Raw genomic sequence first — 16244 nt, 5'->3', positions numbered from 1 at the left:
CATGTCGGCACAGACCTTCACCTGCACACTTCAGGTGCGGTGGGGTGATTCCGACCGCCTCGGGCACGTCAACAACACCCGGTTCGTCGAGTACCTCCAGGAAGGCCGCGTTCAGTTTCTGAACGCGGTCCTGGGGGGCTCGAAAGGTCGCGGCGCGGTGGTGGTTCGTACGTTGACCACCAACTTCCTGCACCCGATCCTGGACGACTCCGGCCCGCTGGTGATCGAGCTGTGGATCACTCGTATCGGAACCACCTCGTACGGCGTTCGGCACGTCGTCACCGATCGAAACGGAACGGTGTGTGCAGACGCGGAGGCACTGATGGTGGCCTTCGATCTCGACACCTCCTCGTCCAGGCCGCTGCGCGAACACGAACGAACTGCACTGAGCGAGTATCTCCACAGCGATTCGTCGTGACTGCCGGATCGGCCTGACGCGCTGGTTCCCGAGATCTCTGCGGTTGTGGGGGCACCCGCACTAGGGTCGAGGGGTCATCGACGACCGGCGATCGGCGGGCGTCGGGAAATCCTCACGAGGGAGTACTCGAAAACAATGTCACGCTCGCTTGACCTGACCGACGACGACTGGGCCGACGGGCTCGACGACAGGCTTGTGGCCGAGTTGGCGACATTGCGTACGGAGTATTTCGAGCACACCGACGCCACTGCGGTCGCAGTGTCCGCGCATACCCCCGACATCGCCTCTTTTCGGCGGCACGTTCGGCTCGCCGCACAGCGGTTGCCGGGGATGGCAAACGTGGCGGTCCATCGACCGAACGAGTCTGCAGCACAGCAGGGTGCGGGAAGCTACCTACAAATCGTCACCGACGACATGCCGTTGCTGGTCGAATCGATCATGTCGCTGCTCTCGCGTCTCGGCATCGAATACACCGACGTCGTCCATCCCATTCTCTCCGTCGATCGGAACGCAGAGGGAGTGCTCGTCGGGCCGAGCTCGGCCGGCATCGCGGAATCCTGGATACACGTGCAGCTGCACCCGTCCACCTCCGACGATGCCGTCGCGCAGCTGGAAGAGGAGACGAGTCGAGTACTTGCCGATGTCCGCCAGGTCGTCGGCGACACCGACGAGATGCGTCGCGTGCAGGCTGCCGTGGCCGATCGGTTGGACGGTGTCGCCGCAGCGTCCGGCGACCTCGACTCCGAACCAGCCGTCGCACACCGGGATGCGGCTGCCTTGCTGCGTTGGCTGGGTGACGGCCATTACACCTTGCTGGGTTACCGCAGATACACGATCGACGGTAGCGACGGTGACCGAACTGCAACCGGTGTGGAATCGAGCAGCCTGGGTGTGCTGCGCGATGCCGGTCAACATGGAGACGGACCCGAACCGGTCGGTGAGCGCGATCTGGTTGCTCTGACGCAGGGTCCGAACCCCGCCACGGTTCATCGTGCTGTCTACCCCTATTTCGTCAGTGTGATCGACGCCGACGACTCCGCCGAGCATCGATTCGTCGGCGTCTTCACCGTCACCGCGCTGCACGAGAACGTCCTCGACATTCCGGTGATCGAGCGTCGAGTGCGGTCGGTGATCGCCAAGGCCGGCCATGATCTCGGGTCCTTCTCCGGCCAGGCCATGCTCGAGGTGCTGCAGTCGATGCCGCGGTCGGAACTGTTCGCGACCTCTGCCTCGTGGCTGTTCGAAACGGCGAGTGCTGTTCTGGCGCTGGGTCGTCGGCGCAAGGTCAAGCTGTTCGTGCGACCCGATGCGAGTGGGTCCTTCGTCAGTGCTCTGGTGTACCTGCCGCGAGATCGCTACACCACTCGCGTCCGACTCGCGATCCAGGACCGACTGCTCCGAGAGCTCGGTGGTACCTCGCTCGACTACACCGCACGCGTCACCGAATCGGATCTCGCGCTGCTGCACGTGACGGTGCGCCGCGCACCGGGCACCGTCTCTCCCCACCTGTCCGCCGACGACATCACCCGGATCGAAGCGGCGCTGACCGAGACCACCCGAACGTGGGAGGACTCGTTGGGTGACGCCGTGTCCCTCGACCGAGCCGTCGACCCGGCGCGCATTCAGCGCTACACCGAGGCTTTTCCCGAGGCGTACAAGCAGGACTTCAGTCCGGCCAGGGCCGTCACGGACATTGCCCGCCTCGAAGCACTCGGCGACGAAGCGATCGACATGCAGCTCTACCGAAACGAGCGCTCGGCCGTGGGGAGCTGGCGCTTCTCGCTGTACATCGGCGGTGCGGGCGTATCACTGTCCCAGGTGTTGCCCATTCTGCAGAGTCTCGGTGTGGAGGTCGACGACGAGCGGCCGTACCCGGTGGTGCGTCCGGACGGAATGTCTTGCTGGATATACGATTTCGGTCTCTCTGCCTCGCGTGAGATGTTGCGCTCGGCCATCGACGGGGACCTCGACGCCGAGCTGTCCGAGGCAGGCACGGCCGATCGCGAGAGCCGGGTCCAGCATCGATTCACCGACGCATTCGCGGCCGTGTGGAGCGGCGCGGCAGAAGCGGATCGTTTCAACGAACTGGTGATGCGCGCAGGTCTGCACTGGCGGCAGGCAGTGGTGTTGCGTGCCTACGCCAAGTACCTGCGGCAGGCGGGTTTTCCCTACAGTCAGTTCAACATCGAGGGCGTCCTCCTGGCGCATCCGCGTACCGCGCGGCTGCTCGTCGGACTGTTCGAGGCGCAGTTCGACCCCGAGACCAGTGCCGAGGCGGACGCGCAGGCCATCGGAACCCAGCTCGGCGAGCTGATCGACGAGGTCGTCAGTCTCGATGCCGACCGCATTCTGCGCAGCATGTTCGAGCTCATTCGAGCGACGTTGCGCACCAACCACTTCGTGGTGGGATCCGACGGTGCACATCGCCCGTACCTCTCGCTCAAGTTCGACCCGCAGTCCATCGCAGAGCTGCCCAAACCGAAGCCCACGTTCGAGATCTTCGTGTACTCCCCGCGCGTCGAGGGGGTGCATCTGAGGTTCGGTGCGGTGGCCCGAGGTGGGTTGCGCTGGTCCGATCGACGGGAGGACTTCCGGACGGAAATTCTCGGTCTGGCAAAAGCTCAGATGGTCAAGAACGCAGTCATCGTGCCCGTCGGGGCCAAGGGCGGATTCGTCGTCAAGCGTCCTCCGGTCACGACAGGTGAAGCCGACCGAGATCGACAGGCGTACGCCGAGGAAGGCAAAGCCTGCTACCGGCTGTTCATCGCCGGGTTGCTCGACATCACCGACAATCTCGACCGCGCCACCGGATCGGTATCGGTACCTACCGGGGTGGTGCGCCGCGACGGAGACGACACCTACCTCGTCGTCGCGGCGGACAAGGGCACCGCGACCTTCTCCGACATGGCCAACGGCATCGCCGCCGAGTACGGATTCTGGCTCGGTGACGCCTTCGCATCCGGTGGATCTGCCGGATACGACCACAAAGCCATGGGAATCACCGCGAAGGGTGCATGGGAGAGCGTCAAGCGGCACTTCCGTGAGCTCGGAATCGACACGCAGAGTCAGGATTTCACGGTCGTCGGCGTCGGCGACATGAGCGGAGACGTATTCGGTAACGGCATGCTGCTGAGCCGACACATTCGTTTGCTCGCGGCGTTCGACCACCGGCACATCTTTCTCGATCCCGACCCCGATCGGGAGTCGTCGTTCGCCGAGCGGGAGCGCTTGTTCGCCCTGCCGCGGTCGTCGTGGGCGGACTACGACACCTCGCTCATCAGTACCGGCGGAGGGGTGTGGGAGCGGACCCGCAAATCCGTACCCATCAGCGCCGCAGCACGTTCGGCCCTCGGGTTGGACGAATCGGTTGCTGCACTGTCACCACCCGAGTTGGTGAACGCGATTCTGAAGGCCCCCGCCGATCTGTTGTGGAACGGCGGAATCGGCACCTACATCAAGGCATCCAGTGAGAGCAACGCCGAAGTCGGCGACAAGGCCAACGACGCAGTGCGGGTCGACGGCGTGGATGTGCGGGCGGCCGTGGTGGGGGAGGGCGGAAACCTCGGTGCCACCGCACTGGGCAGGATCGAGTACGCCGCAGCCGGCGGCAAGATCAACACCGACGCCGTCGACAACTCGGCGGGCGTCGACTGTTCCGATCACGAAGTCAACATCAAGATCCTGCTCGAGACTGCCATCACCAACGGAAACCTGGCGCGCGAAGACCGCGATGAGCTGCTTGCGTCCATGACCGACGAGGTCGGGCGATTGGTGTTGTGGGACAACATCATGCAGAACGAGTTGCTCGGTACGTCCAGATTCGACGCACCACATCTGGTGACGGTGCACAGCCGGGTGATCGAGGATCTGGAGACGCGTCGAGGGCTCGACCGGGAGCTCGAGGCTCTGCCCACCGAGGCCGATCTCCGTCGTCGCAAGCAAGACGGGCGTGGACTGACGTCGCCGGAACTCGCGACGTTGATGGCGCACGTGAAATTGGCACTGGAAGCTGAACTGCTCGACAGCGAGCTTCCCGACAGCGACGTCTTCGCCCCCCGGCTACCCAAGTATTTCCCCGAGCCACTGCGGGGTCCGTACGCAGATGCCATCAAGGCGCATCCGCTACGGCGTCAACTGGTGGCGACGACGCTCGCCAACGAGGCCATCGACTGTGGCGGAATCACCTACCCGTATCGGTTGACCGAGGACTCCGGTGCTGCAGGCACCGACGCCATCCGGGCATTCGCCGCGGCCACCGAAATCTTCGGCCTAGACGAGGTGTGGGATTCGATTCGCGCGGCCGACGTACCCACCGCAGTGTCCGCCGAGCTGCTGCTCGAATCGCGTCGCATGCTCGATCGAGTATCCCGGTGGCTGTTGGCCAATCGGCCGCAGCCGTTGGCGGTCGGGGCCGAGATCAGTCGCTATGCCGGGCAGGTTCGCGCTCTGCAGCCGCGGGTCGCGTCGTGGATCTCCGGTCACCAGGCGGTCGATTTGGACCGGCGTTCGGGGGCCGCGATGGAACGAGGTGCTCCGGCCGAGCTGGCACGTCGGATCTACGGCTTGCTCGACGTGTACTGCTTGCTCGACATCATCGATATCGCCGACATCGTCGACCGGGACGGGGCGGAGGTGGCCGAGCTCTACTTCGCGCTCGACGCGCACATCGGCATCGACTGGTTGCTCACCGCGGTCTCGAAGCTTGCCCGCGGTGATCGATGGCATTCGTTGGCGCGCTTGGCTCTTCGTGACGATCTGTACGCCTCCCTTCGCGGAATCACCAAGGCCGTGTTGGCCGCAGGCGAACCGGACGAGTCGGTCACGGAGAAGATCGCCGAATGGGAATCGACCAATTCGTCGCGGTTGGCCCGCTCGCGTGCAGCGCTCACCGAGATCGCCGAGACGGGGACGCTGGACCTGGCCACACTCTCGGTTGCCGCCCGACAGGTGAGAAACATGGTTCCCTGACACCATGGAACTTCCGTTCGATCGAGAAGAGGTAGTGACCGCGTGAGTGTGCCCGACGACCATCTGTCCGACAAGCGACCCGCCACCGAGCGGGTGGGCTTTCACGCCGCTGTGGATGTGCGGTGGTCGGATATGGATGTGTATCAACACATCAACCACGCGCGAATGGTGACGTTGCTCGAAGAGGCGCGGATCCCGTGGCTGCTGGTGGACGGCAGGCCGACTGCGAATCTGCGTCACGGTGCCGTCATTGCCGATCTGCACGTGAAGTATCGCGGGCAGCTGCGACACGAGGACGGACCCCTCGACGTCTTCATGTGGATCGATGCGGTCCGCGCGGTGGACTTCGTCGTGGGGTACGAGGTGCGGGCACGCGGGGCGTCGCTGGATACGCCGGCAGCGGTGGTGGCGTCGACGCAGATCGCGGCGTTCGACATCGATGCGCAGCGACTGCGCCGGCTCACTCCCGCCGAGCGCGAGTTCCTGGTGAGTTGGCAGCGTGTATGAGCGCGTTCTGACCGTTCCCGATGCGGTCGAGCGGGAGAACCTCCAGACGTTCTGCAGCAGGGCATTGCGCTTGGACGAGGCTGCTGTCGTTCGGTTGCGCACTCGGGCCGGCGGGGGCGTGTCGTGTTGGGCGGCAACCGGTTTCGATGCGCTCGCCGCGCGGGTGATTGCGGGAACCATCGTGCCCGACGACACCAGTGCGGGTGCCGATGTGTTGGTGTCCGCTCTGCAGAACGCGGACGACGGCGTGATCGACCCGGGTTTCTCGATGGACTCCGCCTGGCGTGGCACCCTTCCTCCCGACAGCGGATTCGAGCATCTCGACGACGTCCCCGCGCGGGTGCTCATCGGACTCGCACAGCGCGGTGCCGCACTGGCGAAGGAACACGGCAGCAGTCACGGGCCGCCGAGCTCGTTGCTCGAACAGCAGGTGTTGCACGTGACCGGTGACGGCGACGACGTCTCGGTCACCATGCGCACCGTATTCGCTTTGACCGCAATGGGTTTCGTGCCGCACGACGGTAACGATCCGTTGACGATCGACGTCGACCCGGAGAGGATCGCCGCCGCAGAGGTGGTACGAGTACGCGCCACCAAGGTGTGGTTGCGCCTCGATGCCAGGTTCGGGTCGGTGTTCGTTCGCCGCCCGGGCCAACAGTTGTCGCTCACCGTCGAACGCTGAGCGTGGCCGGTCGGCCGGTTCGGACGAGCCGGCCGACCGGTTCAGACGAGCCAGGCGGCCGCGTTCGCGGGAAGCATCCCGTCGACCAGCGGAGTGCTGGCCAGCAACACTTCGCCGGGTGGGAGTGGGATCGACTCGTCGGAGGCGTTGAGGGCGCAGATCAAGCCCCCGCGGCGCCGGAAGGCCAGGCACCCGGGAGGGGCACCGTACCAATCGATTCCGCCGCCGGTGAACTCCGGCCGCAGGGTGCGCAATTCGAACGCCGTGCGGTACAGGCTGAGCATCGAATCGACCTCTTCGAGCTGCGCCTCGGCGGTCAGCCCCTTCCACTCCGGCGGCATCGGCAACCAGGTGCGATCGGTGGTGGAGAACCCGAACGGAGGGGCATCACCCTCCCACGGCATGGGGACTCGGCAGCCGTCGCGTCCGCGCTCGGTGTGCCCGGACCGCTCCCACACCGGGTCCTGCAGGGCGCTGTCGGGCAGCTGCACGTTCGGTAGCCCGAGCTCGGCACCGTTGTAGACGAAAATTGTTCCAGGAAGGGCCAATTCGACGAGAATCATGGCCCGGGCCCGGTGATAGCCCAGGTCTCCGTCGCCGTATCTGGTGACCTCGCGTTCGACGTCGTGGTTCGACAGTGTCCACGTCGGGGTGCCCCCGACCAGTTCGACGGCCGCGAGCGAGTTGGAGATCGCATCGCGGATGGTCTCGGCGTCGAAATCGACACTGGCCAAGCGGAAGTTGAAGCCCAGGTGCAGCTCGTCGGGCCGGATGTATTCGGAGAACCGAACGTTGTCCTGGACCCAGATCTCGCCGACCGTCACCGCGTGGGGGTACTCGTTCATGACGGCTCTGATGCGGCGGTGCAGTTCGTGGACTCGGGGGTTGTTGAACCGGGGATCGTCGTCGTCGTTCTTCATCAGTGCGTTGAACTCGAGGCTCATGTCGGCCAGCTCGGCAGGTTTTGCCATGCCGTGGGCGACGTCGAGTCGAAATCCGTCGACGCCTCGGTCCAGCCAGAACCGAAGTGTGCGCGCGAAGTCGTCGAAAACCTCGGGGTTGTCCCAGTTCAGATCCGGTTGTTCGGGCGCGAAGATGTGCAGGTACCACTGACCGGGGGAGCCGTCCTTCTCGTCGACTCGCGTCCAGGCGGGACCCCCGAAGATGCTCGGCCAGTTGTTCGGCGGCTGCGAACCGTCGTCGCCGAGCCCGTCTCGAAAGATGTAGCGCGCTCGCTCGGCGCTGCCACGAGGGGCGTTCAGAGCCGCCTGGAACCACCGGTGTTCGTCACTGGTGTGATTGGGCACCAGATCCATCGTGACCTTGATGTCGCGGGCGTGAGCCTCGTCGAGCAACGCGTCGAAGATCTCGAGACTGCCGAACATGGGGTCGATGTCTCGGGGGTCGGAAACGTCGTAGCCGTGATCGGCCATGGGCGACCGCGTGATCGGTCCGATCCAGATGGCGTCGATACCGAGCAATTCGAGGTAGCCGAGCTTGTCTCTGATGCCGTCGAGATCACCGATTCCGTCACCGTTCGCATCTGCGAACGACCGGGGATAGATCTGGTAGAAGACGGCGTCCTGCCACCACGACAACTCGGTGCTTTCGATCGGATCGGTCACAACTGGCAATAGTGCCAAACGAATGGGCTGCGAACGATTCGAGGGCGCTGGGGTGCACCCGGCACCCTGCACTGGCGGTCGATCGGAAGGTAAAGGATTGTGCTCATTCATATGACCGACACGTATCCCCACGTTTGGAAAGTGTTGTATGTTCTGCAACGTAAAACGTGCAGCGGCCGGCGCCGCGCCCGACGGTGAGGACGCGACGACACCATGAGAACCTCGACCATAGAAGCCGTGCGGCTGGAAGATGTTTCGCTCTCCGACAGTCCCATCGAACCCACGTGGATCCTCGAAGGAAACCCGCGGGCTCGCGTCGCGGAGTGGTCCAGGAGTACCGACGGCACCACGACCACCAATGTGTGGGATTGCACGGCCGGACGCTTTCGGTGGTACTTCGCGGTCGACGAGATCGTCCACATCATGGACGGGTCGGTCGTGGTGTCCAGCGAAGATCACGCGCCCCGGACTCTGGTCCCCGGCGACGCGGCGTTGTTCCGCGCCGGCACCTGGTCGGAATGGCGCGTCGACAACTACGTGCGTAAGCACGCCATCTTGCGGCAGCACCTGCCCGCGCCGCTGAGCTTCGTGCTCGGGGTAGCCGGCTCGCTCCGCCGCAGGCTCGGCCGCCTCAGAGGTGGCGCAGCGGGCCCGCGGCGAGGCGCATCGCTGTAGTTCGTGACGCTGTAGTTCGTGACGCTGTAGTTGGTAACGCTGTAGAACGTGACGCCGTAGCTCTCAGATTGCCGAGTTCATCATCGAATTGGCGGCCATCTCCATGTAGTCGACGAGTTGCGTTCGGTGCGCAGAATCCAGGACGGCCGGGTCGATCGAGGCGATCGCGATGTGCATGCATCGAAGCCAGGCGTCACGTTCGAGCGGCCCGATCCGAAACGGGTTGTGCCGCATCCGCAGTCGTGGATGACCACGTTCGTCGGAGTACGTACGAGGCCCGCCCCAGTACTGCTCGAGGAACATTCGCATCCGCCGTTCGGCCGGTGCCAGGTCCTCCTCGGGATACAGGGGCCGCACGATCTCGTCCTTGGCCACTTCCTCGTAGAACTTCGCCGTGAGCAACCGGAACGTCTCCGCACCGCCGACCGCGTCGTAGAACGTCTGTTGCGGTTCGGTCATCACACTCTCTCTGTTCGTTCCTCGTCGGCGTCGGTCACGCTCATTGTCCCTCAGCTGCTGCTCTCGACTGCAACCCCACCCGGACGGCCCAGCGCATACGGGGCTTTGATACCGGCATCGTCGAACGACTGCAGGATGTCGCGGTGGAGGCGACGCTGCACTGCCCATTGGCGGCCGGGTCGGGTCTTGATCGTGATTCGGATGGTCACGGTATCGGCGCTGACGGCATTGACGCCGAGCATCTCCGGGGGTTCGAGGATGTCACTGTCGAAGTCGCCGGAGTCCACGACCTCGTTGGTGGTTCTCTCGGCCACCGCGCAGGCCTCGTCGATGTTGGCCGTGTGGGAGACGGGGAGGTCGAGGACAGCTACCGCGAACCCTTGGCTCATGTTGCCCACCCGCAGAACTTCACCGTTTCGGCAGTACCACACGGTGCCGTTGACATCTCTGATCGTGGTGACGCGCAATCCCACGCTTTCGACCGTGCCGATCGCCTCACCGAGATCGACGACGTCGCCGACCCCGTACTGATCCTCGAGAAGCATGAAGATTCCGGACAGGAAGTCGCGGACCAGGTTCTGCGCACCGAAACCGAGGGCGACACCGACGATCCCCGCCGACGCGATGAACGGGGCGACGTTCACACCCACGACGTCGAGCACCGACAGCACGAACCAGGTCAGGATCATGACCGACACCGCAGATCGGAGTACCGAACCGATCGTGTTGGCCCGCTGTCTACGCCGTTCGTTGAGTATCTCGCCCTTCACCGTTCCCGAGGACCGGTCGCGTAACGGCCGGAGAAGTGCAGGTGATCGGCCGGCGTCGTGTCGAGTGAAGCGGTCGATCATTCGGTGCAACACGAGCCTGAGCACGATCGCCAGAACCAGATAGCCGAGGATCTGCAACGGACGGTCGACCAGCCAGTCGCGTCCGGTGTCGGTCAGTTCGAATGCTCGGGTGTCGAGCTCTCGCAGCAGCGAAGGTTCGGGTAACGGCGATACGGACAGAAGGGTTGATACAGCCACCCGAAAAGTCTACGGAGACACAGAAATCTTGCCAGTCGCGCAGCGCATAGCGGTATCGATCCTCGAACTCGCCGATCGGAAACCGGAATGTTCACCGATCGGCAACAGAAAATGCGCAGAAAAAGGCTGTGCGCGGGCGGTGTATTCGTGTTCCACTGTGAACCGTGTTCCACGCAAGCCATGCGCGGGCGCCGACACTCCCTGGAGTAATGCATGAAGAACTCTCAACACCGCCACCGACAACTCCCGCCCACTGAGGGCCGCACCGCGCACGACCAGCGTGAGACGGCCTCGGGGGCTTCTCCGCTGCGCGTGGTGCCGACGGCCCACAACGCCACGGGCGACGACGCCGTGCCGGCGTGGGTCAAGCGCCGTGTGCTGCTCCTCAACGCAACTTTCGAACCACTGACCGCGCTTCCGATGCGCCGGGCGGTGGTTCTTCTCGTTTGCGGCAAGGCCGACGTGATCCACGACGATCCGGAGGGGCCGTTCATCCGGTCGGCCGATTACTCCGTCCAGGTGCCGTCGGTGATTCGATTGCGGACGTTCGTCCGAGTTCCCTATCGAGCGCGGGTGCCGATGACGCGCGCGGCACTGATGCATCGCGACAGATTCCGCTGCGCCTATTGCGGCAGCAAGGCCGAGACCGTCGATCACGTCGTGCCTCGCAGCCGCGGCGGCGGCCACTCGTGGGAGAACTGCGTGGCGTGCTGCGCCTCCTGCAATCACCGCAAGGCGGACAAGCTGCTCAGTGAGATCGGGTGGACGTTGCGAGCCCAGCTCGTGCCACCGAAGGGCCCGCATTGGCGTCTGCTGGCGACCACCAAGGAGTTGGACCCGAGCTGGTTGGCGTACCTCGGCGAAGGTGCTGCCTGACTGTCGGCCGTCGGCTCTTTTCGGTCACAACACCGGCCCCGACGTGGTCCGACGGGCAATTGTCGACTAACGTCACACCCCGTGAGCATTTTGGAGACCACGCTGATATTCGGGGTGATTCCGGTTGCGGTGATCGGAATCGTCGGCGCGCTGTCCTACTTGACCGACAAGCAGCCGGGGATGGACGTCGCTCCGTACCGGCTGACGGACGAGTGGACGCGCGAGCCATTGCTGTGGAGCGCTACGGACGAGGTGACTCCGTTCGGAGGCCACGGATCGCACGACGCGGACACAGCCGATTCGATCGGAGGTGCTGCAAGTGGCAAGTGGTGAACTGGTACGTGGCGGTGACATCCGAGAAGAGGACCTGCCGTTCGGGGCTGCGCTGACGGCGAGTGGTCGCGTATCGGTGGCACACGAGTTCGGCACGCCGAGCCCGGAGCACCTGCCTTTCGCGACGCAGGATCTGGTCGCGCTCGACGACGCACTGAGCGAGGCGACCCGGAAGACGAAGATTCGGTTCAACATCTACATCGGTGACCTGGGAGTCGATCCGGCTGTGGGAGCGGATTCGGTCTTCCCCGGCACCCCCGATGCGATTCGTTCGGTTCTGATCGCTGTCGACCCCAACCGGCACGCGCTCGAGATCCGGACCGGTAAGCGGGTCTCGAACCGCGCTACCGATCGGGTTGCTCAGCTCGGCGTCACCGCCGCGCTCGGCCCGTTCCGCGACGGCAACCTCATCGACGGTCTCGTGACCTCGGTCCGCGTGATGGCAGCATCCATCCTCGCGCCGTAGCTCGTCGCGCTCCATCCCCGTAGTTCTCGGCCGGCGGTCCCGGCGACGACGAGGGCCGGTTGCATCTCACCTTCGCGGGTGAGACGCAACCGGCCCTCGTCGTCTGTGTACCTGCGATCAGCCGGCGTCGTATGCCCGGGCCGCGAGTGCCCGAACGACTCCGGCGCGGCCTTCGATCACCAGTCGGCGCAGAGCGGGTGGAAGATCGCCATCGAGGAACCTGTCGGCTGCGGCCAACGACTGCTCGCTGATCGACCACGATGGGTAGAGGCCCACCACGACGGTCTGTGCGACTTCACTCGATCGACGAGCCCACACGCCGTCGATCGCCTCGAAGTAGCGGTCGACGTACGGCTCGAGCAGTTCGCCCTGGCCGGGGCCCGCGAAACCACCGATGATCGACCGCGCCGTGATGTTCGGAACCGCGTCGTCGTCGACGACGGTCGTCCATGCCCGCTCCTTCACCTCGGCACTGGGACGCGCAGCTCGTGCAGCGGCAGCCGACCGCGCTCCGGCGGCGGTGTTGTCCTTCTCGGCTTCGGCGTCGATGACCGGCGAATCGAGCCCGTCGGCATCGATGGCTCCGGCCGCCGCAAGGGCGGTGACGATGCGCCACCGCAGATCCGTATCGATGTCGAGTCCGGCCAAGGACTGCCCCTGGGCGTCACCGTCCAGGAGGGCGCGCAATACCTCGACATGGCGCTCGCTGAGTTCGGTACCGGTGAGGGCGTTGACGAACGCCAACTGGTGATCCGAGCCCGACTCGGCACCGCGGGCCAGCTCGAGCACTGCGTCGGCGAACTCCGGGACTCCGTGTTCTGCCGCCCACGCCGGATCGGCGTAGCTGGTGACAGCCGTCTGCGCCTGGAGCAGAAGACGTTGCACCACACCCACTTCGGTCTCGCTACCGATTCCGCGCTGGACCAGAGCCACGAAGTCGCGTGCCTTCATCTCGGCGGACCGAGTCATTTCCCATGCGGCCGACCAGGCGAGAGTGCGGGGGAGCGACTCGGCGATGTCGCCGATCCGATCGACGAGAACACCGAGCGAATCCGGATCGAGCCGCACTGCGCAATACGTCAGGTCGTCGTCGTTGACCAGCACGAGCTTGCCGCGCGATACACCTACGAGCGCTTCGACATTCGTCGATTCGGCAGCATCGAGGTCCAGCTCGACGCGGTCGGTACGCACCAACTTGCCGTCGACGTCGTCGTAGATGCCGACCGCGATGCGGTGTACGCGATGCTCGCCCGCGCCCGGTGCTGCGCCGGTCTGCGACACTGCGAACCGGGTGAACTTACCCTCCGAGTCGACGTCGAAATCGGGGCTCAGAGTATTCAGGCCGGTGGTCCGCAGCCACTGCGCACCCCAATCGGAGAGATCGCGACCCGATGACTTCTCCAGTGCCGCAAGCAGATCCGAGAACGTTGCGTTGGCGAAGGCGTGATCGACGAAGTAGGCCCGCAACCCGGCCAGGAAGTCTTCCTTACCGACGTACGCAACCAGCTGCTTGAGCACGCTGGCACCCTTGGCGTACGTGATGCCGTCGAAGTTGACCTCCACGGCGGCCAGATCGGGGATGTCCGCGGCGATGGGGTGCGTCGAGGGCAGCTGGTCCTGTCGGTATGCCCAGGCCTTCTCGACGTTGGCGAACGTTGTCCACGCGTTGGTGTACTCGGTCGCCTCGGACTGGCACAACACGGAGGCGAACGTCGCGAACGACTCGTTGAGCCACAGGTCGTCCCACCATGTCATCGTCACCAGATCGCCGAACCACATGTGCGCCATCTCGTGCAGCACCGTCTCGGCGCGTCGCTCGTAGGAGTACCGCGTCACCTTGGACCGGAAGACGTAATCCTCGAGGAACGTGACGGCCCCGGCGTTCTCCATGGCACCGGCGTTGAATTCGGGCACGAACAGCTGGTCGTACTTGCCGAACGCATACGGGGTGCCGAAGTTCTCGTGGTAGAAACCGAAACCCTGCTTCGTCTCGGTGAACAGTCGCTCGGCATCCATGTGTTCGGCAAGCGATGCGCGGCAGTAGATTCCGAGAGGGATGGTGCCGTGATCGTCGGTGTACGAATCGGTCCACTCGGCGTAGGGACCGGCGATCAGTGCAACCAGGTATGTGCTCATCAGCGGCGTCGTATCGAACACGTGCTCACCTGCGGCCGGCTCGGCACCGTGCGCTGCGTTGGAGATGATGGTCCAGCTCTCGGGAGCGGTGACCTTCAGGTCGAACGTGGCCTTGAGATCGGGTTGATCGAAGCACGCGAACATGCGCTTGGCGTCCGCAGTCTCGAACTGCGAGTACAGGTACACCGAACCGTCCGACGGATCGACGAAACGGTGCAGGCCTTCGCCGGTGTGCGAGTAGACGCAGTCGGCATCGACCACGAGCTCGTTGTGCTCGGCGAGATCGACCAGAGCCAGCCCTGTCGACTCGTCGTAGTTCGTCGTGTCGAGCGCTGTGCCGTTGAGCGTCGCCGACCGGATGGTGCCTGCGACGATGTCCACGAAAGTCGACGCTCCGGCGGTCGCGGCGAACGTGATGGTGGTGAGCGAGCGGAACGTCTTCTCGCCGGGATTGCCCTCGCCGTCGGTGAGATCGAGAACGATCGCGTACTTCGTTTCCCCGATGATCGCCGAGCGCTCGGAGGCTTGGTCACGCGTCAGGTTGGGAGCAACCACTTCAGTCGACACCTCTTCGTGTAGTTATGGGTAGTGCCGTCCATCCCATCACGTCCGCCGTGTCGCGCGCTGGCTGACGGGTCGCGTGGAATGTCCGCGCGGTGGCCGGGTGTTACGACATGAAGAGACAGCGACATCGACTTTCGAGGAGCAGACAGTGGCCGGTTCAGGACAGAAAGACACCGCTGATTTTTGGTTCGACCCGCTGTGCCCATGGTGCTGGATCACCTCACGTTGGATTCTCGAGGTCCAGCAGGTGCGCGACATCGACGTCAATTTCCACGTCATGAGCTTGGCCGTCCTCAACGAGGGCCGCGACCTGCCCGAGGAGTACGCCGCGATGATGAAGAAGGCGTGGGGTCCGGTGCGGGTGGCGATCGCCGCGGCGAAGAGCAACGGCGACGAGATCCTCGCGCCGCTGTACGCGGCCATGGGCACGCGAATTCACAACGAGGGCAACAAGGATTTCGACGTGGTCATCCGGGAGTCCTTGGCCGAACTCGACTTGCCCGCCGATCTCGCCTCGGCAGCCGAGAGCACCGATTACGACGAGGACCTGCGCACCAGCCACCACGCAGGAATGGACAAGGTCGGCCCCGATGTGGGCACTCCCACCATTCACGTCAACGGCGTGGCGTTCTTCGGCCCTGTGCTCTCGCGGATTCCACGCGGTGAAGAGGCAGGCAAGTTGTGGGACGCCTCGGTGATCTTCGCGGCGTACCCGCACTTCTACGAGCTCAAGCGCACCCGCAACGAGGACCCGCAGTTCGACTGATCGCGAGACCCTCGTGCGTGGAAACTCGTAGCAGGATCCGAACTTTCACGCACGAGGGGCCAGTTCGCGCACGGGGGATTAGGCGACGATTCGATCCGAGCCGCTGTCGGTGCCGAACGTCAGATGCTCGCCCAGATGGAAGCGCCTGGCCGACCACGCCGCTGCGGCCGCATCGAGGACGTCGTCGACGAGCGGCCCGTTCGGCAGGTCGTCCAGATCGAGATCCCCGGTCCATCGGGTCAGTGCGGCCAACCGTTGCCCGACGCCGCGGCCGGTCTTCTTCGATGCGTAGACCGTGGTCGGTGACATCGCCCTGAACGAGCATTCGGGATGCACTTCGACGTACCGTTCCGGATCGAAGTCCGAATCTCGCCACGCCCGGACCGCGGGCAAGATGTGCCACGTTTGTTTACTGATCGCCTTGCCGGTCCTCGACCGCGAGATCGAGCACGCCTGTTCGTACGACACCGCGCCCAGAACATCCGCGACCGGGGTGTGAAAGATCGAACTGCGCGCCGTCCCCAGGAACTTCTTCGCCTCCAGTTCGCTGACGCGATAACCGTCCACGGGTAGCGACAGCGGCATGTCGACGCCCACTCGCGCGCAGTCTCGGGTGTGCTCCAACACGTCGGAGACGGAGGAGCAGGCCGTCCACGTCACTCTCGTGCCGTCGACCACTGCGACCACCCACGCACCCTTCGCGCCGTCGACACCGGCGAATTTCTCGGCTCGTGACATCAC

14 protein-coding genes are annotated in these 16244 nt (G+C 64.6%); 9 read left to right on the top strand and 5 right to left on the bottom strand.

Annotated elements, in window-relative coordinates:
* Nucleotide 1 precedes the first annotated feature (1 nt).
* The 4 genes from CH262_RS16635 to CH262_RS16620 all read left to right on the top strand — a co-directional run bounded on the left by CH262_RS16635 (nt 2) and on the right by CH262_RS16620 (nt 6575).
* Nucleotides 2-418, top strand: a complete 417-nt coding sequence (locus CH262_RS16635; RefSeq protein WP_027497596.1) for an acyl-CoA thioesterase — start codon at nt 2-4, stop codon at nt 416-418.
* Between the two features lie 135 nt (nt 419-553).
* Nucleotides 554-5386 carry an NAD-glutamate dehydrogenase gene (locus CH262_RS16630; RefSeq protein WP_094717957.1) on the top strand — a complete coding sequence of 1611 codons (4833 nt, stop codon included), beginning with the start codon at nt 554-556 and terminating at the stop codon, nt 5384-5386.
* Nucleotides 5387-5428: 42 nt separating this feature from the next.
* On the top strand, nt 5429-5893 hold the full coding sequence (locus tag CH262_RS16625) for an acyl-CoA thioesterase (RefSeq protein WP_045841282.1): 465 nt from the start codon (nt 5429-5431) through the stop codon (nt 5891-5893).
* On the top strand, nt 5886-6575 hold the full coding sequence (locus tag CH262_RS16620) for a hypothetical protein (protein ID WP_027497593.1): 690 nt from the start codon (nt 5886-5888) through the stop codon (nt 6573-6575). Before CH262_RS16625 ends, CH262_RS16620 begins: the two co-directional genes overlap by 8 nt.
* A gap of 41 nt (nt 6576-6616) precedes the next feature.
* Here the strand turns inward: CH262_RS16620 and CH262_RS16615 are convergent, their stop codons facing one another.
* The gene (locus CH262_RS16615) at nt 6617-8311 is read right to left on the bottom strand and encodes a glycoside hydrolase family 13 protein (RefSeq protein WP_094717956.1); all 1695 of its coding nucleotides are present in this window, start codon (nt 8309-8311) and stop codon (nt 6617-6619) included.
* Nucleotides 8312-8413: 102 nt separating this feature from the next.
* Between CH262_RS16615 and CH262_RS16610 the strand changes: the two genes are divergently transcribed.
* Nucleotides 8414-8875, top strand: coding sequence for a cupin domain-containing protein (locus CH262_RS16610; protein ID WP_027497591.1), 462 nt, complete (start codon nt 8414-8416; stop codon nt 8873-8875).
* Between the two features lie 63 nt (nt 8876-8938).
* On the opposite strand, the gene CH262_RS16605 is transcribed toward CH262_RS16610, so the two are convergent.
* Both CH262_RS16605 and CH262_RS16600 read right to left on the bottom strand, forming a co-directional pair.
* On the bottom strand, nt 8939-9334 hold the full coding sequence (locus tag CH262_RS16605) for a globin (RefSeq protein WP_027497590.1): 396 nt from the start codon (nt 9332-9334) through the stop codon (nt 8939-8941).
* A gap of 50 nt (nt 9335-9384) precedes the next feature.
* A complete protein-coding gene (locus CH262_RS16600) occupies nt 9385-10344 on the bottom strand; it encodes a mechanosensitive ion channel family protein (protein ID WP_045841372.1) in 960 nt (319 codons plus the stop codon).
* 231 nt (nt 10345-10575) lie between these two features.
* Here CH262_RS16600 and CH262_RS16595 point away from each other — a divergent pair, with 231 nt between their 5' ends.
* From CH262_RS16595 to CH262_RS16585, 3 genes are all read left to right on the top strand, one after another.
* Entirely contained in the window at nt 10576-11238 is a 663-nt protein-coding gene (locus CH262_RS16595; RefSeq protein ID WP_179275021.1) for an HNH endonuclease, read from the top strand.
* Between the two features lie 81 nt (nt 11239-11319).
* The gene (gene ctaJ, locus CH262_RS16590; protein ID WP_027497587.1) at nt 11320-11571 is read left to right on the top strand and encodes an aa3-type cytochrome oxidase subunit CtaJ; all 252 of its coding nucleotides are present in this window, start codon (nt 11320-11322) and stop codon (nt 11569-11571) included.
* Nucleotides 11558-12037 carry a DUF5130 family protein gene (locus CH262_RS16585; protein WP_094717955.1) on the top strand — a complete coding sequence of 160 codons (480 nt, stop codon included), beginning with the start codon at nt 11558-11560 and terminating at the stop codon, nt 12035-12037. The genes ctaJ and CH262_RS16585 overlap by 14 nt, the downstream gene beginning before the upstream one ends.
* 117 nt (nt 12038-12154) lie before the next feature.
* On the opposite strand, the gene pepN is transcribed toward CH262_RS16585, so the two are convergent.
* Entirely contained in the window at nt 12155-14728 is a 2574-nt protein-coding gene (gene pepN / locus CH262_RS16580) for an aminopeptidase N (protein WP_094717954.1), read from the bottom strand.
* Nucleotides 14729-14885: 157 nt separating this feature from the next.
* Here pepN and CH262_RS16575 point away from each other — a divergent pair, with 157 nt between their 5' ends.
* Nucleotides 14886-15503: a mycothiol-dependent nitroreductase Rv2466c family protein gene (locus CH262_RS16575; RefSeq protein WP_032368211.1), complete on the top strand. Its 618-nt coding sequence runs from the start codon at nt 14886-14888 to the stop codon at nt 15501-15503.
* Nucleotides 15504-15581: 78 nt separating this feature from the next.
* Here the strand turns inward: CH262_RS16575 and CH262_RS16570 are convergent, their stop codons facing one another.
* Entirely contained in the window at nt 15582-16241 is a 660-nt protein-coding gene (locus CH262_RS16570) for a DUF429 domain-containing protein (RefSeq protein ID WP_094718023.1), read from the bottom strand.
* Nucleotides 16242-16244 lie beyond the last annotated feature (3 nt).

Origin of the sequence: Rhodococcus sp. 05-2255-1e, from assembly GCF_002259025.1 — a bacterium.
Lineage (GTDB): Bacteria > Actinomycetota > Actinomycetes > Mycobacteriales > Mycobacteriaceae > Rhodococcoides > Rhodococcoides fascians.
The sequence above is the reverse complement of the archived record's forward strand: the minus strand, read 5'-3'. Positions and strand labels throughout refer to the sequence as shown.